We start from the raw sequence: 19,235 nt of genomic DNA on the forward strand, positions 1-19,235 counted from the left end.
AACCACGACGGGCCCGCGGCCGCCGGCCGGACAGCAGCCCGGCGGGCGAGGAGGCGGCCCTACGGCCCTAACGGTCCCTGCCGCACGCGTACGCCAACGGCGAGATCAACTCCTCCACGTCCGGCAGCCACCGATTCGCCGCCGTGGGGCGGCACACCCACTGCACGGCCCCCCGCGTCCCGTAGCGGGTGGGCGGCGCGGCCACGTACGTGCCTTCCCCCAGCACGGCCAGGTCGAGGGACGACGGCGACCACCCCAACCGCCGCACCAGATCCGGCATCTTCACCGCGGCCCCCGGCAGGACGAAGAACCGCATCCGCCGGTCCGGCGTCAGCGTCACCGGCCCGAGCGTCAGCTCCATCCGCTCCATCCGGGCCAGGGCCAGAAACCCCGCCGTCTCGGGCACGTCGACGGCGTCGAACGTCCGTCCCGTGGGGAGCAGGATCGACGCGGCCGGCTGCTTCTGCCACATCCGGCGGGCGACGGTCGCACTGCCCGTCGCCTGCGTCACCCAGTCCTCGCGCGCCGGGTGCGCGCCCGGGGCGGCGCACGCCGGGTCCGCGCAGGAGCAGCGCTGCACCCCGTCAGCGGCTTCCAGCCAGGTGCCGGGAAACACGTCCCAGTGGCGCTCCTCGGCATAGCGTACGGCGGTCTCCAGCAGCGACGTGCCGCGCTGCTGGGGGATCTGAGCGGCTTCGGTGCCGAGGATGGTCTTTTCCACGTGGAACTCAACTCCCGCGCTCACCGGGGGTTACGGGGGGGTTGCGCGCGCGGGGAGGAGCATCGATTCCGCGTCCGGGGCGCATGGGTGCATGTGCGGGGGCGCGCAGGAGGATTCGCCGCGGAGCTGGGTAGCCACGTCTGGGGGTCGCACCGACCAGCGTCCCGGCAGTCCTCGCAAACTTCGCAAGTCTCGCATTGTCGGCACATCGACGGGGCATTGATCTTCACGGCCGGACCTTCTCGTCCGCCGGGACCGCATCGAACCGCACGAGACCGCATGGGGGTACGCCATGGCCGCAAGGCCTCTCGTCGCACGGCAGCCGAACGAACGGCTGCAGGCGCTCATTCAGGAAGCGGGCTGCTCGAACGCGGGCCTCGCCCGCCGGGTCAACCTCTGCGGGGTCGAGCACGGGCTCGACCTGCGGTACGACAAGACGTCGGTGGCCCGCTGGCTGCGGGGACAGCAACCGCGCGGCCGGGCACCGGCGATCATCGCCGAGGCGCTCGGACGCAAGCTCGGCCGCACGGTCACGATCGACGAGATCGGCATGGCCAACGGCAAGAACCTCGCGTCGGGCGTCGGCCTCCAGTTCTCGCCGACGGTACTGGGGGCCATCGAGCAGGTCTGCGAGCTGTGGCGCAGTGACGTGGGACGCCGGGACTTCCTGTCGGGCTCCTCCGTCGCCGCGTCCGCGCTCGTCGAACCCAGCCGCGACTGGCTGATTTCCGCCCCCGACTCGCAGGTCTCGCGCACGGCCGGGCCGCGGGTGGGCCAGTCCGACGTGGCGGCGGTGCGGGCGACGACGCAGGCGCTGGTGGACCTGGACCACCAGTACGGCAGCGGGCACGTGCGCCCGGTGGTCGTGCACTACCTGAACAGCGTCGTGTCCGGGCTGCTGGCGGGTTCCTACCGGGAGGCGGTCGGCCGGGAGTTGTTCGCCACGGTCGCCCGACTGACCGAACTCGCCGGATACATGGCCGTCGACACCGGCCAACCGGGCCTCGCCCAGCGGTACTACATCCAGTCGCTGCGGCTGGCGCAGGCGGCCGGGGACCGCGGGTACGGCGGGTACGTCCTCGCCGCGTCCATGAGCCACCTGGCCGCGCAGCTCGGGAACCCCCGCGAGATCGCCCAGTTGGCGCGCGCGGCCCAGGAGGGCGCGCGCGGACGGGTGACACCGCGCGCGGAGGCGATGTTCCACGCGGCCGAGGCCCGCGGCCACGCGCTGCTCGGCGATGTACGGGCGGCCCATGAGGCGGCCGGGCGGGCGGTCGGCGCGATGGAGGCGGCCGATCCGGACTCCGGGGACGACCCGGTGTGGATCGCGCACTTCGACGAGGCCTATCTCGCCGACGAGTTGGCGCACTGCCACCGGGACCTCGGGCAGGCCGACGCGGCGGCCCGGTACGCGCGGCAGTCCCTGGACGGACACCCCGAGTCGCGGGCGCGCCGGCGGGCCATCGGGCATGTGCTGCTCGCCACCGCACAGGTGCAGCAGCGCGAGATCGAGCAGGCCTGCAACACCGCGACCAAGGCCGTGGAACTCCTCGAGACGCTGCGCTCCAACCGGGGCGCCGAGTATCTGGACGACTTCCAGGCCCGGTTGGAGCCGTACCGGGAGGAAGCGGTGGTGAGGGAGTTCGGGGCACGGCTCGACCTGCAGGTCGCCGCGTGAAAGAACGGGCCCGCGGATGCGGAACGGGCGGGAGGATCCGGCGCGGTGGGCGGGAAAGGCCGTAAGCAGCGTGCCGTGGCCCGGTTTTGTTACTGCGTACGCGGGGAAGGAGCTGTCGCCCGGTGCTGCGTGGCAGCGGGCTCCGGGGACCCGGTAGCGTGAGCCGACGATTCCGAAGGTCCCCCATTCGTAGGAGTCCCGGTGACGCAGAGTGGACAGGGCGAGGAGCCCTCGGCGCGGCAAGCGCGCGAAGGCATCGTGCTGCCCTCGGACGGTGGCGAGCCCGTGCTGCCGGGGCCGGCCGGCGGAATCGCCGGCCCGCAGGCAGGGCGCCCCGTGCCCACCTCGGCGCCGCCCGGCGGGCAGGCCTGGGACCAGCCGTGGGGTCCCGGGCAGCAGCAGGGCCCGCCCCCGGACCAGGGCTGGCCCGCGTCGCCCGGCGCCCCGTCCTGGGGGTCCCCGGAGACCGCCCGGCCGCCCGCTCCGCAGGCCTGGCCCGCGCGGAGCGGCCCGGCTCAGGCACCCGGCGCCCTGCCGCCCCAGGCCGGACCGGGCCCCCTGCCGCCGGAGGGCGCGCAGGCCCCGGCGTACGGCGGACCGGTGGCCGACGGCCACCCGTACGGCTCCCAGCCGCCGTACGCGCCGCACGGCCGGCCGGACGCGCCTCAGCCGCACGCGTCCTACCCGTACGCGCCCCAGCCGCACGCGTCCCACCCGCACGCGCCCCAGCCGTCCGCGCCGCTTCCGCCCGTGGACGAGGGCGCCACCCAGTACCTGCCGCCGGTCGGGATGCCCGCGGAGGAGGGCGTGACGCAGTACATACCCCCCGTGCCCCCCGCGGACGAGGGCGCGACGCAGTACATACCCCCCGTGGCGCCGGGAGCGCTGCCCCCGGAGAGACCCGCGCCGGCGCAGGCGGAGCCGACGCAGTTCCTCGGCCGGGCCCCGCAGTACCCCGGGCAGCCCGGGGCCGGGCACCAGCCCGCCACCCCCGCCGTGCCCGTTCCCGGTTCCGACGCCGAGGCCACGCAGTACATCGCACCCGTGCCCGGCGGCCCCGCCCCGGCCCCGTACGGTGCCGCGCCCGGCGGTGACGAGGGGCGGCAGCCGCCCGCCGAGTTCGACAGCCTCTTCCGCGGTGCCCCGGGCGCCGACGGCCCGGCCTCGTCCACCCAGCAGATGCCCCGCTTCGACGAGCCGCAGCCCCCGCGCCCCGGTGCCCCCTCCCCGTACGCCCCGCAGGGCCCGGGCGGCGGCAGGCGGCGCGGGTACGACGACGGCGGCGGCCGGGGCGGCCGCGGCGGCGGGCGGACCGGTTCGCGCCTGCCGCTGTTCGCGGCGGTGGGCGTCGGTATCGCCGTCGTCGGGGTCGGCGCCGGCGCGATGATGGCCGGCGGCGGTGGCGAGGAGGACAAGGGCGGCAACCAGACCGTGTCCGCCACGGCTCCGGTGTCCGAGTCCGCGTCGGCCTCCGCGTCGCCGTCCGTCGACCCGGTCCGGCAGCAGGCCGTCGAGCTGGACAAGCTGCTGGCCCACAGCGGCACCGGCCGGACCACGGTGATCAACGCCGTCGCCGACGTGAAGTCCTGCGACAACCTGCCCCAGGCGGCCAAGGACCTGCGCGAGGCCGCCAAGCAGCGCACCGGGCTGGTCACCAGCCTCTCCCAGCTGTCCGTGGACAAGCTGCCCCGGCACGCCGAGCTGACCGCCGCCCTCACCAAGGCGTGGCAGGCCTCGGCGTCGGCCGACAACCACTACGCGGCCTGGGCCGACCAGACGGCCGGCAAGAAGGGCTGCAAGAAGGGCAAGGCCCGCACGACCAGCGAGACCCAGGCCGGCAACCGGGCGAGCGGCACGGCGAGCAAGGAGAAGGCCACGGCCGCCAAGCTCTGGAACGCCATCGCCGAGCAGTACGGCCTGACCCAGCGCCAGCCGACCCAGCTGTGACCCGGCGCGGCCTCGCCCCGGTCAGCGCGCCGGCGGGCGGCCTCGGCCCGGCGGCGCGCTCAGGTCACGTCGGTGTTCCGCAGGGTGCGGGTGGTGTCCAGGGCGCCCTCGCGGGCCGAGACCAGGCGGCCCTGCCGGACGACCTGCAGGGTGACCTCCGTGTTGGCCAGGCGGGGGAAGCCGACCGAGGCCAGCTTGCCCTGGAACTCCCACTGGAGCGGTGGCGTGAGCCCGCCCGTGCCGACCTCCAGTCCGTCGTCGAGGGCGCGGGTGACGGTGTGGGCGCTGACCTCGCCGTCGCCGAGCGACTCGACGACCTCCTTGAGGACGGTGTACGCGATCCAGGTGGTCTGCACCCCGGCGTCGGCCGCGTCGACGCTGTTGTCACCGAACGCCTCCTCCTTGATCACCTTCTTCATGCCGTCCCAGGCCGGATCGCTCACCGCCGGATACCAGCCGGTGACGTAGGCCCCCTCGTAGGGCCCGGACGCGCCGCCGCTCGCGTTGACCGTGGACTGGTCGACGCTGCCGAGCACGGTCGCGGTCCGCACGTCGGGATAGTCCTCGCGGGCCCGCCGGAAGGAGTCCATGAAGGTGCCGGTGCGGTCCCCGAGGACGGGCACCACGCACCCCGGTTCCGCCGGGTCGGTGGCCGTCCGTTCCAGCGCGCTCTCGGACTGGCCGTCGTACTCGGTCGCGTCCTCCGCCGCCCGCTGGTCGTGGGCCCGGCCGTGGCCGCCCGAGGTCAGTCCCGAGTCGAGCAGCGTGGGCAGCTGGTCGCCCACGATGGTGTCGGGGCGGACGAGCGTGACCGGCCCGCAGGAGTCGGCGAGCGCGCTGCCGAGACCGGCCAGCAGCGCGGGCTGACCGCCGTTGACCGGGTAGGACAGCGGGCTGGTGAACTCCATGTTGGTGAGGCCGTAGCCGCCGATGTACGGGATGCCGGCGCCCTCCAGGACGGGCAGGAAGGCGTCGGCGTGCTGGCTGTAGGAGCCGACGACGGCGACCGCGTCCTCCTTGACGGCGCGGCGGGCGCACTTCGCGGCGGTCACGCTGTCGTTGTGGTCGTTGCAGGTCAGGACGTTCAGCGTGCGGCCGCCGAGGCCGCCCTGGTCGTTGATCCAGCGGGCGTAGGCCTGCGCGAAGGCGGGCATGCCGGGTTTGTTGGTCGCGCCCGTGTCCTGCGGCGCCCAGGTCATGACGGTGATCGAGTCGTCCCCGGAACCCCCCGTGGTACCGGGGACGACCCCGCAGCCGGTGGTGAGCGACGCACACGCCGCCACCAGTGCACCGGCCGACAGCGCGCCGGTGCGGGTGGCCCGGGAGTGGCCGCGGAGGCCGCGGAGGAAGCTGCTGCGCGTGCGTCGCCTTCCGGTCATGTACCCGCACGATTCCGTCACACGGCTAACCTGGAAGTGACCTGCGGTCAACGCGTGGTGACGCGGGGGTGAATTGCGGGGGCCGGTGAGGCACGGGTGGAGGGGAACGTACGATCGATGACCGTGCAAAGTTCGGAGAACTCCTCTCGTCGCGGCCGTCGCTCCTCCACCATGGGCGGTATGCCCCTCAACGACATGCCGTGGTGGCGCTGGCGCAGCCAGGTGCGCTCCGCGCTGCACATGCTCTCCGCCCCCGCCTTCCAGCGGAACGTCTGGCTGGCCGGTGTGGACGGCTACGGAGACGTCACCGACGCGGTGTACCGGCTGGTGGAGGACACCTGGCTGGACCACTGGTCCGCCGAGAAGTACGTGGGCACGGTCTTCCGCGACTCGCAGGAGGCGGCGCTCGTCGACAGCGCCGTGCTGCGGGTACTGCGCATCATGCACCAGGTGGGCCCGGACGCGCCGGTGAACGCGTACCTCGACCACCCGGACTGGCCGGAGGCGGTACGGGCGGCGCGGGACGCGCACGTGCGGCTGGCCACCGGTGACGGCGAGGACCCGGAGACGGAGCCCCGCTCGCTCGATCTGCTGCGGCTGCTGACCCGCTCCGCGTGACGGCGTCCTCCCGGGTCCGCCTGGCGGGACGGCACGCGGGCCGGGAGCCCGGATATGGGACCCTGTCCTGCATGAATGAGCAGTCCTCCGCGGCCGTCCCCCAGGCCGCCGCCCCCGCCGACCAGTACGTCCTCACCCTGTCCTGCCCCGACAAGCAGGGCATCGTGCACGCCGTGTCGAGCTACCTGTTCATGACCGGCTGCAACATCGAGGACAGCCAGCAGTTCGGCGACCACGACACGGGACTGTTCTTCATGCGCGTCCACTTCTCGGGCGACGCTCCGGTGACGGTGGACAAGCTGCGCGCCAGCTTCACGGCCATCGGTGACGCCTTCCACATGGACTGGCAGATCAACCGGGCCGACGAGAAGATGCGCATCGTCCTCATGGTCAGCAAGTTCGGGCACTGCCTGAACGACCTGCTCTTCCGGGCCCGGACCGGCGCGCTGCCGGTGGAGATCGCGGCCGTGGTGTCCAACCACACGGACTTCGCCGAGCTCGTGGGGTCGTACGGCATCCCCTTCCACCACATCCCCGTGACGAAGGACACCAAGCCCCAGGCCGAGGCGCGGGTCCTGGAGATCGTGCGCGAGGAGAACGTCGAACTCGTCGTGCTGGCCCGCTACATGCAGGTCCTCTCGGACGACCTGTGCAAGCAGCTCAGCGGCCGGATCATCAACATCCACCACTCCTTCCTGCCGAGCTTCAAGGGCGCGAAGCCGTACCACCAGGCGCACGCGCGGGGCGTGAAGCTGATCGGCGCGACCGCGCACTACGTGACGGCCGACCTCGACGAGGGGCCGATCATCGAGCAGGAGGTCGAGCGGGTCGGCCACGACGTCACGCCGGACCAGCTGGTCGCCGTCGGGCGGGACGTGGAGTGCCAGGCGCTGGCGCGGGCCGTGAAGTGGCACGCCGAGCGGCGGATTCTGCTGAACGGGCGGCGGACGGTGGTCTTCGCGTAGGGCTCCGTCCAGGGCTTCGCGCAGGGCTCCGCGGGGGAGCCCCGGGAAGCTCGGGGGTTCCGGCCGGCGGCGGCTGCGGGGTGGTGGGTGGCTGGTCGCGCAGTTCCCCGCGCCCCTTGAGCGCGTACGGCGAACGCGGCGCCCGCAGGCGCCGGGACTGCGGCGACCCGCCCCTCGCGCCCCTACATCCGGCTCATGCTCGCCGCCGCGAACAGCACGTCCCTGATCGCGTCCCGGTCGCCCACCTGGCCCGCCGCCGCCTCCGCCGGAGGCACGTGGCCCGCGGCCAGCCGGCAGAACTCCACGCCGTCCAGGGCGACATGGGCCACCTCGTGCTCCGCGGAGCCCACCGCGCCGGGGGAGTCGAGCGGGATGAGCCACTCCCCGCCGCCCGAGCCCTCGATCTCCAGCCGCAGGCTGCGCCCCGGCTCGCCGGCCGTGACCAGGTGCGGCCGGGTCGCGGGCGCGGCCAGCCCGTCCCGGCGGCGGGCCGCCAGGACGGCCGGCAGCATCCGGGCCGCGAGGTCGATCATGCGGTTCAGATGACGCCCGGAGGGCGGCTCGTACGGGTAGTCCACCGCGTCGGCGATGTCCTCGGCGTGCACCCAGCACTCGAACGCCCGGTCCAGCATCGCGTCGTGCAGCGGCAGCTCGAAGTCGCCGTACGAGACCGGCATCCGGCCGGCGTCACCGGTGAACGACGCCGTCCGGACGATCCCGTGGCTCTGCTCGCGCCAGGGTGCCCGCACCTGGCGGGTGGGCGGGGAGTGCGAGGCCCGCCAGTACGCCTCCGTACGGTCGGCCGGGGCGGAGGTGGGCGCGGTGATGTCGTCCAGCGGGTCGGCGAGGCCCAGGGCGACCGCGACCAGCCCGTCGACGGTCAGCAGGTGCGCGATGACCCCGGCGACGGTGGTACGGCGGCTCGTGGCGCCGTCGGCCTCGAACCAGCGCAGCCGGACCGGGGCGTGCCACTCGGCGCCGCCGATGTCCTGGAGCAGGGCGTCCAGCCGCGCGACCTCTGCGTCGTACGGTCTGGCCCACTCGGGTACCGGGATCCTCGGCGGGCGCCGCTCCAGGCAGCCGTCCAGGACGCGGGTGCGCAGGGCGGGGTCCAGGTCGAGGCTCTCCGGCCGCTGCAGCAGAGCGACGGCCTCGCGCAGCCGCAGTGCCTCGTCGGCGCAGGTGTCGCACTCTCCGAGATGCTCCTCGACGGACGCCGCCTCCTCCGCCGAGCAGGCGGCCAGCGCCCACGCCCCGAGCAGCGACGTCAGCACCTGGTGCTCCCACGCGACCGGCCCACTCGGCACCACGTCGGGCAGGGGCCGCCCGCCGCCCTCGACGGACACCCGGGGGAGCGGTACACGCGGCGCGGCCCCGCCCCCGCTCCCTCCGCCGGAGCACGCGGGCCCGCCGGGCTCACCAGGTCCACCGGGCTCACCAGGTCCACCGGGTTCGCCGGCCCCGTGGGGCCCGCCGACTCCCTCAGGGCCACCGGGGGCCGTCGGTTCACCGGGGTCGCTCGGCGGATCGGGCTCATGCGGTCCACCCGGCTCACGGGCCTCGCCGGGTGGTTCATCGGGCTCACGTGCCTTGCCGGGTGGTTCGTCGGGTGGTTCGTCGGGCTCGCGGGCCGCGTCGGGTGGTTCGCCGGGCTCGTGGGAGACCGCCGCCGCCGGCCTGTCGGGCAGGTCCGGCCCACCGGTCGCGTCGGAGGCCGCCGGCCCGTCGGTCTCACGGGTTCCGCCGGTGCCGCCGGTCCTGCTGTTCCAGGTGCTCCTGCCGGTCCCGCCAGGCCCATCGGTCTCATGAGTCCCGCCGGGTTCACAGGTCCTGCCAGTCCCACAGGTCCCACCGGCCCCAGCGGGCTCACAGGCCCCGCTGGTCCCGTCGGGCCCACCGGAGGCCGCCGGCCCACCGGGGCCGTCCGGTCCGGCGGAGGCCTCGGGGGACCTGGAGGCCGTGGGGCCGTCCCCGGTCCCGCCGCGCGCCTGCCTCATGCCGCACCCCCGTAGCCCGGCGGAGTCCCGGGTGTGTCCGGGGAGGCGGCTTCTCGGGCGGTGGACAGGAGCTGGAGGCCCAGGCGGAGGCGGCGGCGGGCTTCGTCCTCCGTGACGCCCAGGTCGGCGGCGGTCTGGCGGTAGTCGCGGCGCTGGAAGTAGGCCAGTTCCAGGGCGGCGCGCAGCGGGGCCGGCATGGACTGGACGATGTAGTCGGCGCGGGCGGCGACCGAGGCGTGGCGCACCCTGCTCTCCAGCTCCTCGGCGGTACCGGGACCGCCGCGGGCGAGCGCGGCCGTCTCGGTGGCGCGCAGCCGCTGCACGGCCAGGCGGTGGGTCAGCGCGGCCACCCACGTGCGCAGCGGGCCCTGCCGGGGGTCGTAGGCGTCCGGATGTTCCCAGACGTACGCGAAGACGTCGCGCGTGAGGTGGTCGGCGGCCCGCTCGTCACCGAGCACGCGGTACGCGAGGCCGTGCACGAGTGAGGCGAACCGGTCGTAGAACTCCCCCAGGGCGGCGGCCTCGCCGCGCGCGAGCCGCTGCTGCATCTTGTGGTCCCACCTCAGTGGTACGCCGCTTCTCGCCATCCGGCCCTTCACCCCCCTGTCCGGTCTCCCGGTCGTTCCGTGGTCGTTCCGTGGTCGTCCCGCCGTACCGGTCATCGGGCTGCGGCCACCGTGTTCCCGAATGTAGTCGGCGGGTCCGACACCACACGCCCCTTTGTGCCAATGCACGCCCCCGACGGCCCGCAGGTGGTAAATGCGCCGATCCGCCTCCCCTACCCTCTACCGTGCGACCGGATTCGATTGCTTTCGATCGAACAGGATCGAAAGCGTCTAAATCAAGCCTCTTCTGACCGAACACCGTTTCCGACCGGGTGTTTGCGGGAACGGCCGGTGGGCAGGCGCGCGCCCAAGAAGCGTAAGCACGGCTTCCGTTTCGGGTGATTCCGGACGTTCCGGCGAATGAAAGGCATGGTGGTGACGTTCAAAGTGACCGGCGGCGAGCAGGGCCAGTGGGCCGTGCTCCAGGTGTCGGGCGAACTGGACCTGGTGACGTCACCGGTGCTGCGGCAGCGCGTGCACGACGAGGTGGCCGAGGGGCGGCACAGTCTTGTCCTGGATCTCTCCGAGGTCCTCTTCTGCGACTCCAGCGGGGTCGGCGTGCTCATCGCCTCCCGCCGGCTCATCCGCTCCTGCCAGGGCCGGCTGCGGCTGATACTGCCGGCCCAGGGCGCCGTCGACGGCTCCCACGTCAACCGTGTCCTCGGCGCGCTCGGGGTGCGCCGGCTCTTCGACGTCCACCCCGATCTCGCCTCGGCGACCGGTGACGAGCCGCGCTCGCTCTCCGCGTAGATGCCGCCCGCGGCCGCACCCCGCGTCGTACGCTCCGGGCGAGAGACGCAGAGCACCGACACGAACACGTGAGGCGGCCGGAGGAAGCAATGGTCAACAGCGAGTACGAGCGCAGGATCGCCGCGAGGTTCGCCGTCTTCGACCAGGACGGCAACGGCTACATCGACCGCGCGGACTTCAGCGAAGCGGCCAAGGCGCTGCTCGCCGAGTTCGGCACCACCGCCCGCTCCGACAAGGGGCAGGCCCTGTACGGCGGTGCGGAAGCGCTCTGGCAGGGCATGGCGGGCATCGCCGACCGGGACGGCGACCAGCGCATCACCCGCGAGGAGTTCGTCACCGCGGCGGTCAAGCGGCTGCGCGACACCCCGGACCGGTTCGCCGAGATCGCGCGCCCCTTCCTGCACGCGGCCCTGGACGTCGCCGACACCGACGGCGACGGAGCCGCCACCGTCGAGGACGCCGCACGCGTGCTCACCGTGCTCGGCGTGCCCGGGGACACCGCCCGGTCGGTCGCCGCCGCGCTCGACGCGGACGGCGACGGCAAGGTGGGGGAGGCGGAGATCGTCTCGGCGTTCGCCCGCTACTTCACCGTGCCCGAGTAGCACGCTCCGAAGGCGACGGGCCGGCCCCGGGGAGCGCCGGCGACGCGACGGATGTCGCGGATCGTGGCAGAGGGGCGTCACGGAGCGTTGATACCGGGTTGTGTCCGCCGCGTGACCCGTCACGGCCCGGAGTCGGTGCCACACTCCGGTACCTTGTGTGGGATGCGAGTGGTCCTGAGCGCCGGCCGTGCCGGAGTTGCCCCTGGGGCGGCTCCGGAACCGGCGGTGTGCGCCTTGCCCCGCAGGGTGGAACGGCGATCGGCCGCCACCGGTCCGGCTTCCCGGAACGAGCGTCGCACAGTATGCCGCACTGGTACTCCTTCGCGCTGGAATATGCCCGAAGCGCTTGTTGGCGTGACTGTACGTCAACCATGCTGTGCCGTAAGGGATTCACGTTCCGTGACCCGTGACCCGGCCGTTGTTCTGGCCATGCAGAGAATGGCTACGATCGTGGCCCTCATGAGGCGCGAGCCTTTGTGTCCGCCGGTTCGGATGGTGTGAGCGGTGCAGGTGCTTCAAGTGCAACTGGAGGTCCGGCCCGACCCCTCGGAAGTGGGGCGTGCGAGGCGGTGGGCGCGCTCACGGCTCGCCGGGGCCGGGATACAGGCGGACGAGCCACTCGCCGAGACGCTGGTCCTGCTCGTCTCCGAACTCGTCACCAACGCCGTCGTGCACACCGGCCGTTCGGCCGTGCTGCGGCTGGTGCTCCCGGGAACGGTGACCGAGGAGACCGAGGAGGCCACGGTCCGCCTCGAAGTGGACGACGCCAGCGACCAGGCACCGGTGCCCCGCTGTGTGAACGGCGAGGCGACGGGTGGCCGGGGCCTGGCCCTGGTCGACGGCCTCGCCGACCGCTGGGGCTGGAGCCGGGAAGGCACCGGCAAACGCATCTGGTGCGAACTCGACCGCTGCGGCGAGCGCGAGGGCGCGACCCCGGCCTGCGGGAGCGGCGGCGGCACCGTGGCGTGCGACGGGTTCGCGTACGAAGTGGTGTAGCGGCGGCGCGGGATGCGCCGGGTGCGGTGAGGCCCCCCTTTCTCCGGGGCCGGTGCGGCCGTGCGCCGGACGTGCTTCCGTGCGCGTCCCGCGCGAAGGGGACGTAAGGGATGAATCCCCCTGGGTCGGTTGACGGATCGTGACCGCTTCCTCACGCTTGTAGGCAGCGATTCGCCGCGAGGGGACGACGAGGGCTCGGTGACGGAGCCCTCGACGAGCGTGGGTCGTGATTCGGCGGCGGTTTCCTCGGGGGGCGACGGGAGCCGGACGGGAACGCCGGAGTCGGGTGGCGGCGCGCGGTGCCATGCTCGGGGCGGACAGCACCGCGCCGCCGTTCCGACGAGTCCGGGGAGTCGACGAGTCCGGGGAGCCGGGAGCCGGGGGAGTCCGGCGATTCGGGGAAGTCCGACGAGTCCGGGCAGAACGCTGGAGCGTCCGCTCACTGTCCACAGGCTGTGGACAACTCGGCCCGGAACGTTCGCCGGTATGCGGTCGGGGTGACCCCCAGCGTCGCCTGCAGGTGCTGCCGCATCGACTGGGCCGTGCCGAAGCCCGCGTCGCGGGCCACCCGGTCGACGGACAGGGCGGTGGACTCCAGCAGGTGCCGGGCCCGTTCGACGCGCTGCCCGGTCAGCCACTGGCCCGGGCTGACACCGACCTCCTCCCGGAAGCGGCGGGTGAAGGTGCGTACGGACATCGACTCCTGGGCGGCCATGTCCCGCAACTGGATCGGGTCCTGGAGGCGGCCGAGCGCCCAGGCGCGGGCGTTGGCCGTGGAGGACTGCCCCGGATCGGGCACCGGCCGCTCGATGTACTGCGCCTGCCCGCCGTCGCGGTGGGGCGGCACGACGGTGCGACGGGCCACGTCGTTGGCGACGGCGGTGCCGTGGTCCCGGCGCACGATGTGCACACACAGGTCGATCCCGGCAGCGACCCCGGCCGAGGTGAGCACGTCGCCGTCGTCGACGAACAGCACGTCCGCGTCCACCCGCACCTTCGGGAACAGCCGCTGGAAGTGCTCGGCGGAGGCCCAGTGCGTGGTCGCCGGCCGGCCGTCGAGGTACCCGGCGGCGGCCAGGACGTACCCGCCCGTGCAGATCGCGACGAGCCGGGTGCCCGGCCGGACGAGCGCGAGCGCGGACGCCAGCTCCTCGGTCAGCACCCCCTCCTCGTACACGGGGCCCAGCTCGTAGGAGGACGGGACGACGACCGTGTCGGCGGTGGCCAGGGCCTCGGGGCCGTTCCCGACCAGGACCGCGAAATCCGCGTCGGTGTCGACCGGGCCCGGCGGGCGGACCGAGCAGGTGACGACCTCGTAGAGCGGGCGCGCGCGTGCGTCCCGGGCACGCCCGAAGATCCGCTGAGGGATGCCGAGTTCGAAGGGGAGCAGGCCGTCGAGGGCGAGGACGACGACGCGGTGCGGCCGGTGCGGTGGGTCCTGCGGGTGCGGCGGGCTCGGCCGGGGCGGGCGGTACGTGCGGTCGGACGCCATGGCCCGATCCTAGCGAACCGTGTCCTGCGGGCCACTCGATCGGACGGATCCCGCACCGGAAGCTCCTGGGTATGACCCGGACCACCGATGCCGCCGCAGCACCGTTGCCCCAGCCGGAGCCCGTCCTCCCGCGCCGCCGCACCCGGGTGCACCGCGCCTGGTGGGTCGCCGCCGTCACCTTCGTGACGATCGTCGGCGCCGCCGCCTTCCGCTCCCTGCCGGGCATCCTCATCGACCCGCTCCACGAGGAGTTCGGCTGGTCGCGCGGCACGGTCGGCGCCGCCGTCTCCGTCAACCTCGCGCTCTACGGACTGACGGCCCCCTTCGCGGCGGCGCTGATGGACCGCTTCGGCATCCGCCGCGTGGTCGCGGCCGCCCTGGTCGTGATCTCCCTCGGCTCGGGCCTGACGGTGTGGATGGACTCCGCCTGGCAACTGATCCTCTGCTGGGGCCTGCTCGTCGGTCTCGGCTCCGGCTCGATGGCGCTGGCCTTCGCCGCCACCGTCACCAACCGCTGGTTCACCGAGCGGCGCGGCCTGGTCACCGGCGTGCTCACCGCCGCCGCGGCCTCCGGACAGCTGGTCTTCCTGCCGCTGCTGTCCTGGATCGTGGAGACGTACGACTGGCGCCCCGCGGCCGTCACCGTCGCCCTGGCCGCCCTCGCCGTCGTCCCCTTCGTCTGGCTGCTCCTCCACGACCACCCGGCGGACGTGGGCCAGAAGCCCTACGGTGCCGCGGAGTTCGTTCCCAAGCCCGCCCCCGTGCCCGGCGCCGCCCGCCGCGCGCTGACGGTCCTCCTCTCCGCCGTGCGCACCGGCCCGTTCTGGCTGCTCGCCGGCACCTTCGCGATCTGCGGCGCCTCGACCAACGGCCTGATCCAGACCCACTTCGTGCCCGCCGCCCACGACCACGGCATGCCGCTGACGACCGCCGCCTCGATGCTCGCCGTGATCGGCGTGTTCGACGTGATCGGCACGATCGCCTCCGGCTGGTTCACCGACCGCTTCGAACCGCGCCGCCTGCTCGCCGTCTACTACGCCCTGCGCGGCGTCTCCCTCCTCTTCCTCCCCATGCTGCTCGCGCCCGGCATCCACCCGCCGATGGTCTTCTTCATCGTCTTCTACGGCCTCGACTGGGTCGCCACCGTCCCGCCCACCCTCGCCCTGTGCCGCGAGCACTACGGCGACGACAGCGCGATCGTCTTCGGCTGGGTCCTCGCCTCCCACCAGATCGGCGCCGCCCTCGTCGCCTTCCTCGGCGGCGTCGCCCGCGACCACTTCGGGTCGTACGACGTGGTCTGGGTCGCGTCCGGCGCCCTGTGCGCGGCGGCGGCCCTGATGGCACTGGTGATCCGGCGGCGGACGGCTCCGGCGGCCGCCCTGTCGTGACCGGGCCGTAGGCTGCCGTGCGTGGGATGGGCGGCGGCGGGGCGGCGAAGCGGGCGCAGGCGCCCGACCTGGTCGAACGGTGAGTGGAACCAGGCGGCGGCGCTGTGCGCGGCGCAGTGTCCGGCGGTCGGGCTGTGGTGGTGGATCGTCGCGACGAGCGCGGACGACCACGGCGCGTACGGGGGCGCCCTGGGCGCGGCCTGCCTGCTGGTGACCGCGCCGGTGATCGTGCCGTGCCTCGGCCTGCTGCACGCCACGCTGCAGATCATGCCGGCCGCCGCCCTGGCCCGCCTGCGACCGCGGCACTGCCGGGGACCCGAGTGGATCTGGCACCTGGCGGCGTCCGTACTGGTCGGCGCGGTCGGGGCGGTGGCGGCCGGCGTGCTGTGGGGGGCGCCCCTCGTCGATGCGGTCCTGTGGTGCGCCGGCGGCGGGGTTCTGCCGGTGCTCGGGCTGGCGTACCTGCGCGGGCGGGGGTGGGAGCGGGGTGTCTGGTCGCGCTCGGCGGGTGCCTGCGCGGGGCTGCTCGTCCTGACCGGCGCGTGCGGCTTCGTCCTGATCGACTCCTACACGCCCCCGGTGCTCTCCGCCGGGCAGCTCGCCGGGTCGTGGCACGGCGCCGACGGGGCCGTGCTGACGCTGCGTCCGGACGGTGCGGCCGAGGCCGGCCGGATACCGGTCTCCGAAGACCTCGGCGACGTCACGGCGTGCGACGGCATCGGCACCTGGTCCGTCGTACGGGCGGGCGAGGCCGGCCGGTATCGCGACGGGGTCCTCGTCCGGCTGAACGGCGCCTGCGGGCAGGAGACGGACTGGACGATCGGCGGCACCGAGCAGGTCCCGGAGCTGTTCGTGCTGCTCGGTGACCCGGACGCAGGGGATCTGAGGATCCTCACCCGTGAATGAGGGCGTTCCGCCCCGCCCCCGCCCACCGCGCAGGCCGGATTGAATGGCCCGATGGCTCAGACACGTATGTACACCCTCGCCCCCGCGCTCACCGAACCACGCGGACACGCCCTCCACCTCCGGCCCTGGGACGCCGGCTCCGAGGAGGACGCGCAGACGTGGCTGCGCGGTCACCTCGACCCCGAGTTCCAGCGCTGGAACACCCCGATGAGGCTGTGGACGGACCTCGGCGGTGCCCGCGAGGCGCTGCGGGCGCGGGCGCGGGACGCCGCGGAGGGCACATCCGTGTCGTTCCGGGTCACGGACGCGCAGAGCGGCACGACGCTGGGCCACATCGGTGTCGGGGAGATCAACCGGCCGCTGAAGCTGGCACGGGTCGGCTACTGGGTGCTCCCGGAGGCCCGCGGCCAGGGGGTCGCCACCCGGGCCCTGCTCCTCGCCTCGCGCTGGGCCTTCGCGGAACTCGGCCTGCACCGCCTGGAACTGGGCCACGCGGTGGGCCACGACGCGTCCTGCCGGACAGCCGAGCGCTGCGGTTACGCCTGCGAGGGCACGCTGCGCGGCGCGATGTTCGAGGCCGGCCGGCAGGACGCGTTCCGGGACGTGCACCTGCACGCGCGGCTGGCGACGGACGAGGAGCCGGCGGGGCCGGGCGGCGGTCGGTGAGCGCCGCTCACGGCCACAGCGACCGTGTGCTCCAGCCGCCGTCCTCCGCCCGCCGGTAGGCCAGCCGTACGTGGCGGCGGCGGGCGTCCCCCTGGAAGAACTCCACCTCGTCGGGGAGCAGCCGGTACAGCGTCCACGACGGGACGGGAGCCGTCGGCTCCCGTCCGGCCCGTTCCCAGGCCGCCTCCGACGCCCGGACCAGTTCGTCCGGCGAGTGCAGGTCCGCGCTCTGCCGACCGGTGAGGGCGGCGGCCAGGGCGCCGGTCGACCGCGCGTGCAGGTCGGCCTGCGCCTCCTCGGCCGGCGCGACGGCGACCGGGCCGCGCAGGCGCACCTGGCGGCCCAGCGCAGGCCAGTAGAAGACGAGGGCGGCGTACGGGCGGGCGGCGAGGTGGCGGCCCTTGCGGCTGTCGGCGTGCGTGGCGAAGGACCAGCCGTCCGCGTCCGCACCGTGCAGCATCACGATGCGGACGTCCGGCAGGCCCGCCGCGTCCGACGTCGCCAGCGACATCGTGTGCGGCTCGGTCTGACCGGCCGCCACCGCGTCGGCGAACCACCGCGTGAACAGGGGCAGTGGGTCGCCGGGCGCGGTGGCCGGGTCGAAGGGCGGCAGTTCGGTGACCGCGGGGTCCCACACCCGCAGTGACCTCAGCAGCTCGTGAAGATCGGTTCCCATGCCCCGATTGTCACGGGTGCCGGGGTGCCGGGGCATGGGAGAGCGGGGCGGGGTGCACGGGTCAGGGGGTCACGGGTGGCCGGGTTTCACAGCGAGCCGAGGTCGGAGGAGACCCAGCGTTCGGGCCGCATCCGGACGATGACCTGCTCGCCGTGATCCGCGGAGGCGAAGTCGACGTAACCGTCGACCTTCTCGGCCGGGAGATAGCGGGCCGCCATCTCCCGCAGGTGCTCCTCGGTGGCGGGAGCCGTCTCGACGACCGGCCCCTCCACCGACACGTAACGGATGGTGGGCTCCAGCCGGTCGACCATCAGGGAGAACCGGCCCGCCGCCTTGATCAGTACGTTCTTGCGACTGTCGAGGCCGGTCATGATCCACGCCTCGCCGCCCGGTTCGTACTGGTACCAGATCGGCACGGTCAGCGGTGCGCGGCCGGTTCCCCCGTCGACCGCGAGCGCGGCGATGTGGGGCTCGGCCAGGAACTTCTCACGCTCTTCGCGGGTCAGGGCCATTCCGGTCTCCTCCAGCGGGTGCGGGCGTCGATGTGGGACACAACGCCGGTCGGGCCGCCCGCTGTTCCCCGTACGGCGGATGCGGGGCGCCGCACCACAGGAACGCGCCGATGCCGGCCGTGAGGTGGACGGCGGCACGGCAGGCCGTGCGCGGCAGCCCCAGAACGCCAGTCTGCACGGGCACCGGCGGCTGCGCGAGCCGGAGCGGGCGGGGGTGACCGGTGGCTGCCGGGCGGTGGCGGGCCGCCCGTCCCCCGCGGGGCTGGACACCGGGGCGCTGGACGTCGAGGGCGTGGAATGCCGAGGCACTGAACGTCGAGGCACTGAACGTCGAGGCACTGAACGTCGAGGCGCTGGTCATCGTGTCGACGCGGCAGGAGAGCCGGGACACGGTCGCCGAGTTCGAGCGGGCGGTCAGCGAGGTGGTGCAGGCGCGGAGGCTGACGTCGGCGCCGGTGAGGCGGTGTGGTGATGCGGCGCCGGTGAGGCGGTGTGGTGATGCGGCGCCGGTGAGGCGGTGCGGTGATGCGGTGTGTGAGGCGTGGAGGGAGCGCGTGGTGCGTGACCGGCCGCCGCCGGCCGTCACACGGGCGCGGGAGCCGCGGAGATGACAGGTTCGGCTGCCGGGTGTGCTACTTGGCGGGCTTCTTGCCGGTGATGCCCAGGTACATCAACAAGGCCAGGTGGGGCTTGAGTTCGGACTGCTTGACGCCCCAGGAGGAGAACCCCTTCTGGTGCGAGGCGGCGGCCGCGAGCATCACGACCAGTGAACCGGCGATCGCCGCGGGGTTCACGTCCTTGTCGACCTTGCCCTTGGCCTGCAGTTCGGCGACCGAGTCCGCGAGCGAGGAGTTGACCGAGTTCAGGATCCGCATGCGGATCTTGGAGAACCGCTTGTCGCCCTCGGCCGCACCCAGGTCGACGACGCGCAGGATCGCGTCGTTCTTCCGCCAGAACTCCATGAAACCGGCGACGACTTCCTGCGCCGTCTGCCAGCCGGCCTTGCCGACCCACGAGCGTCCCGCCGTCAGCTCGGCCAGCCCGGAACTCTCGGCGGCCATCCGCTCGGCGATCTCCAGGACGGCGCCCTCGACGTCCGGGAAGTACTGGTAGAAGGTCGCGGGCGACGTGCCGGCCTTGCGGGCGACATCGATGACTTTGACATCGCGATAGGGGGAGGAGCTGAGCATGTCGCTGAGGCAGTCGAGCAGTTTCTGCCGGGTCGCCTGCCCACGTCGACCGGCCACGCGGCCGTCAACGGTACGCACTTGTCCTGTCATGCCGTCAGCTTACCGACGGGTGATCCGAGCGCGATTCGGCCGACTGCAAATGGGGTG

The 19,235-nt window shown here is 73.7% G+C and carries 18 protein-coding genes; 10 read left to right on the forward strand and 8 right to left on the reverse strand.

What is annotated here, in order from left to right; genetic code table 11:
* Window positions 1-67: 67 nt before the first annotated feature.
* Window positions 68-721 (reverse strand): bifunctional DNA primase/polymerase, encoded by a 654-nt coding sequence (locus ACP4IX_RS14120; protein WP_426520442.1) that lies wholly within the window; start codon window positions 719-721, stop codon window positions 68-70.
* 292 nt (window positions 722-1,013) lie between these two features.
* Here ACP4IX_RS14120 and ACP4IX_RS14125 point away from each other — a divergent pair, with 292 nt between their 5' ends.
* Together ACP4IX_RS14125 and ACP4IX_RS14130 are read left to right on the forward strand one after the other, a co-directional pair.
* Complete coding sequence (locus tag ACP4IX_RS14125; protein ID WP_426520440.1) at window positions 1,014-2,399, forward strand: transcriptional regulator; 1,386 nt, start codon at window positions 1,014-1,016, stop codon at window positions 2,397-2,399.
* Between the two features lie 201 nt (window positions 2,400-2,600).
* On the forward strand, window positions 2,601-4,346 hold the full coding sequence (locus tag ACP4IX_RS14130; protein WP_426555668.1) for a hypothetical protein: 1,746 nt from the start codon (window positions 2,601-2,603) through the stop codon (window positions 4,344-4,346).
* A gap of 59 nt (window positions 4,347-4,405) precedes the next feature.
* Here the strand turns inward: ACP4IX_RS14130 and ACP4IX_RS14135 are convergent, their stop codons facing one another.
* Window positions 4,406-5,725, reverse strand: coding sequence for an ABC transporter substrate-binding protein (locus ACP4IX_RS14135; RefSeq protein WP_426520436.1), 1,320 nt, complete (start codon window positions 5,723-5,725; stop codon window positions 4,406-4,408).
* 117 nt (window positions 5,726-5,842) lie between these two features.
* Between ACP4IX_RS14135 and ACP4IX_RS14140 the strand changes: the two genes are divergently transcribed.
* On the forward strand, window positions 5,843-6,343 hold the full coding sequence (locus ACP4IX_RS14140) for an SCO4402 family protein (RefSeq protein WP_426520434.1): 501 nt from the start codon (window positions 5,843-5,845) through the stop codon (window positions 6,341-6,343).
* Between the two features lie 71 nt (window positions 6,344-6,414).
* Window positions 6,415-7,308 carry a formyltetrahydrofolate deformylase gene (gene purU / locus ACP4IX_RS14145; protein WP_426520432.1) on the forward strand — a complete coding sequence of 298 codons (894 nt, stop codon included), beginning with the start codon at window positions 6,415-6,417 and terminating at the stop codon, window positions 7,306-7,308.
* Between the two features lie 182 nt (window positions 7,309-7,490).
* Here the strand turns inward: purU and ACP4IX_RS14150 are convergent, their stop codons facing one another.
* Together ACP4IX_RS14150 and ACP4IX_RS14155 are read right to left on the reverse strand one after the other, a co-directional pair.
* Window positions 7,491-8,996, reverse strand: a complete 1,506-nt coding sequence (locus ACP4IX_RS14150) for a maleylpyruvate isomerase N-terminal domain-containing protein (RefSeq protein ID WP_426555694.1) — start codon at window positions 8,994-8,996, stop codon at window positions 7,491-7,493.
* A 305-nt stretch (window positions 8,997-9,301) separates the two neighbouring features.
* A complete protein-coding gene (locus ACP4IX_RS14155) occupies window positions 9,302-9,892 on the reverse strand; it encodes a sigma-70 family RNA polymerase sigma factor (protein WP_426520430.1) in 591 nt (196 codons plus the stop codon).
* A 387-nt stretch (window positions 9,893-10,279) separates the two neighbouring features.
* Here ACP4IX_RS14155 and ACP4IX_RS14160 point away from each other — a divergent pair, with 387 nt between their 5' ends.
* The 3 genes from ACP4IX_RS14160 (at window position 10,280) to ACP4IX_RS14170 (ending at window position 12,258) form a co-directional block, all read left to right on the forward strand.
* Window positions 10,280-10,660: an STAS domain-containing protein gene (locus tag ACP4IX_RS14160; RefSeq protein WP_426520734.1), complete on the forward strand. Its 381-nt coding sequence runs from the start codon at window positions 10,280-10,282 to the stop codon at window positions 10,658-10,660.
* An 89-nt stretch (window positions 10,661-10,749) separates the two neighbouring features.
* Window positions 10,750-11,262: an EF-hand domain-containing protein gene (locus ACP4IX_RS14165; RefSeq protein WP_426520428.1), complete on the forward strand. Its 513-nt coding sequence runs from the start codon at window positions 10,750-10,752 to the stop codon at window positions 11,260-11,262.
* A 519-nt stretch (window positions 11,263-11,781) separates the two neighbouring features.
* Entirely contained in the window at window positions 11,782-12,258 is a 477-nt protein-coding gene (locus tag ACP4IX_RS14170; protein WP_426555695.1) for an ATP-binding protein, read from the forward strand.
* A 439-nt stretch (window positions 12,259-12,697) separates the two neighbouring features.
* Here ACP4IX_RS14170 and ACP4IX_RS14175 read toward each other — a convergent pair whose 3' ends face one another.
* Window positions 12,698-13,750 carry a GlxA family transcriptional regulator gene (locus ACP4IX_RS14175; RefSeq protein ID WP_426555669.1) on the reverse strand — a complete coding sequence of 351 codons (1,053 nt, stop codon included), beginning with the start codon at window positions 13,748-13,750 and terminating at the stop codon, window positions 12,698-12,700.
* Window positions 13,751-13,821: 71 nt separating this feature from the next.
* On the opposite strand from ACP4IX_RS14175, the gene ACP4IX_RS14180 reads away from it, so the two are divergent.
* Genes ACP4IX_RS14180 through ACP4IX_RS14190 form a run of 3 tightly spaced genes read left to right on the forward strand, consistent with a single transcriptional unit; the run spans window position 13,822 to window position 16,710 of the window.
* Window positions 13,822-15,138 (forward strand): MFS transporter, encoded by a 1,317-nt coding sequence (locus tag ACP4IX_RS14180; RefSeq protein ID WP_426520424.1) that lies wholly within the window; start codon window positions 13,822-13,824, stop codon window positions 15,136-15,138.
* 21 nt (window positions 15,139-15,159) lie between these two features.
* Window positions 15,160-16,044, forward strand: coding sequence for a hypothetical protein (locus ACP4IX_RS14185; RefSeq protein WP_426520422.1), 885 nt, complete (start codon window positions 15,160-15,162; stop codon window positions 16,042-16,044).
* Between the two features lie 51 nt (window positions 16,045-16,095).
* Window positions 16,096-16,710: a GNAT family N-acetyltransferase gene (locus tag ACP4IX_RS14190; RefSeq protein WP_426555670.1), complete on the forward strand. Its 615-nt coding sequence runs from the start codon at window positions 16,096-16,098 to the stop codon at window positions 16,708-16,710.
* A gap of 7 nt (window positions 16,711-16,717) precedes the next feature.
* On the opposite strand, the gene ACP4IX_RS14195 is transcribed toward ACP4IX_RS14190, so the two are convergent.
* From ACP4IX_RS14195 to ACP4IX_RS14205, 3 genes are all read right to left on the reverse strand, one after another.
* Window positions 16,718-17,386: a pyridoxine/pyridoxamine 5'-phosphate oxidase gene (locus tag ACP4IX_RS14195; RefSeq protein WP_426555671.1), complete on the reverse strand. Its 669-nt coding sequence runs from the start codon at window positions 17,384-17,386 to the stop codon at window positions 16,718-16,720.
* A gap of 86 nt (window positions 17,387-17,472) precedes the next feature.
* On the reverse strand, window positions 17,473-17,898 hold the full coding sequence (locus ACP4IX_RS14200; protein WP_426520416.1) for a pyridoxamine 5'-phosphate oxidase family protein: 426 nt from the start codon (window positions 17,896-17,898) through the stop codon (window positions 17,473-17,475).
* Between the two features lie 632 nt (window positions 17,899-18,530).
* Window positions 18,531-19,166 (reverse strand): TetR family transcriptional regulator, encoded by a 636-nt coding sequence (locus ACP4IX_RS14205; RefSeq protein WP_426520730.1) that lies wholly within the window; start codon window positions 19,164-19,166, stop codon window positions 18,531-18,533.
* Window positions 19,167-19,235 lie beyond the last annotated feature (69 nt).

The sequence above is a fragment of the Streptomyces sp. WG5 genome, assembly GCF_049974565.1.
In the GTDB taxonomy this organism is placed as follows: Bacteria; Actinomycetota; Actinomycetes; order Streptomycetales; family Streptomycetaceae; genus Streptomyces.

Coding starts and splice junctions, on each gene's coding strand:
- ACP4IX_RS14125 (WP_426520440.1), top strand. CDS start 1,014: ATGGCCGCAAGGCCTCTCGTCGCACGGCAGCCGAACGAACGGCTGCAG.
- ACP4IX_RS14135 (WP_426520436.1), bottom strand. CDS start 5,725: ATGACCGGAAGGCGACGCACGCGCAGCAGCTTCCTCCGCGGCCTCCGC.
- ACP4IX_RS14140 (WP_426520434.1), top strand. CDS start 5,843: ATGACCGTGCAAAGTTCGGAGAACTCCTCTCGTCGCGGCCGTCGCTCC.
- purU (WP_426520432.1), top strand. CDS start 6,415: ATGAATGAGCAGTCCTCCGCGGCCGTCCCCCAGGCCGCCGCCCCCGCC.
- ACP4IX_RS14155 (WP_426520430.1), bottom strand. CDS start 9,892: ATGGCGAGAAGCGGCGTACCACTGAGGTGGGACCACAAGATGCAGCAG.
- ACP4IX_RS14160 (WP_426520734.1), top strand. CDS start 10,280: ATGGTGGTGACGTTCAAAGTGACCGGCGGCGAGCAGGGCCAGTGGGCC.
- ACP4IX_RS14165 (WP_426520428.1), top strand. CDS start 10,750: ATGGTCAACAGCGAGTACGAGCGCAGGATCGCCGCGAGGTTCGCCGTC.
- ACP4IX_RS14175 (WP_426555669.1), bottom strand. CDS start 13,750: ATGGCGTCCGACCGCACGTACCGCCCGCCCCGGCCGAGCCCGCCGCAC.
- ACP4IX_RS14180 (WP_426520424.1), top strand. CDS start 13,822: ATGACCCGGACCACCGATGCCGCCGCAGCACCGTTGCCCCAGCCGGAG.
- ACP4IX_RS14190 (WP_426555670.1), top strand. CDS start 16,096: ATGGCTCAGACACGTATGTACACCCTCGCCCCCGCGCTCACCGAACCA.
- ACP4IX_RS14195 (WP_426555671.1), bottom strand. CDS start 17,386: ATGGGAACCGATCTTCACGAGCTGCTGAGGTCACTGCGGGTGTGGGAC.
- ACP4IX_RS14200 (WP_426520416.1), bottom strand. CDS start 17,898: ATGGCCCTGACCCGCGAAGAGCGTGAGAAGTTCCTGGCCGAGCCCCAC.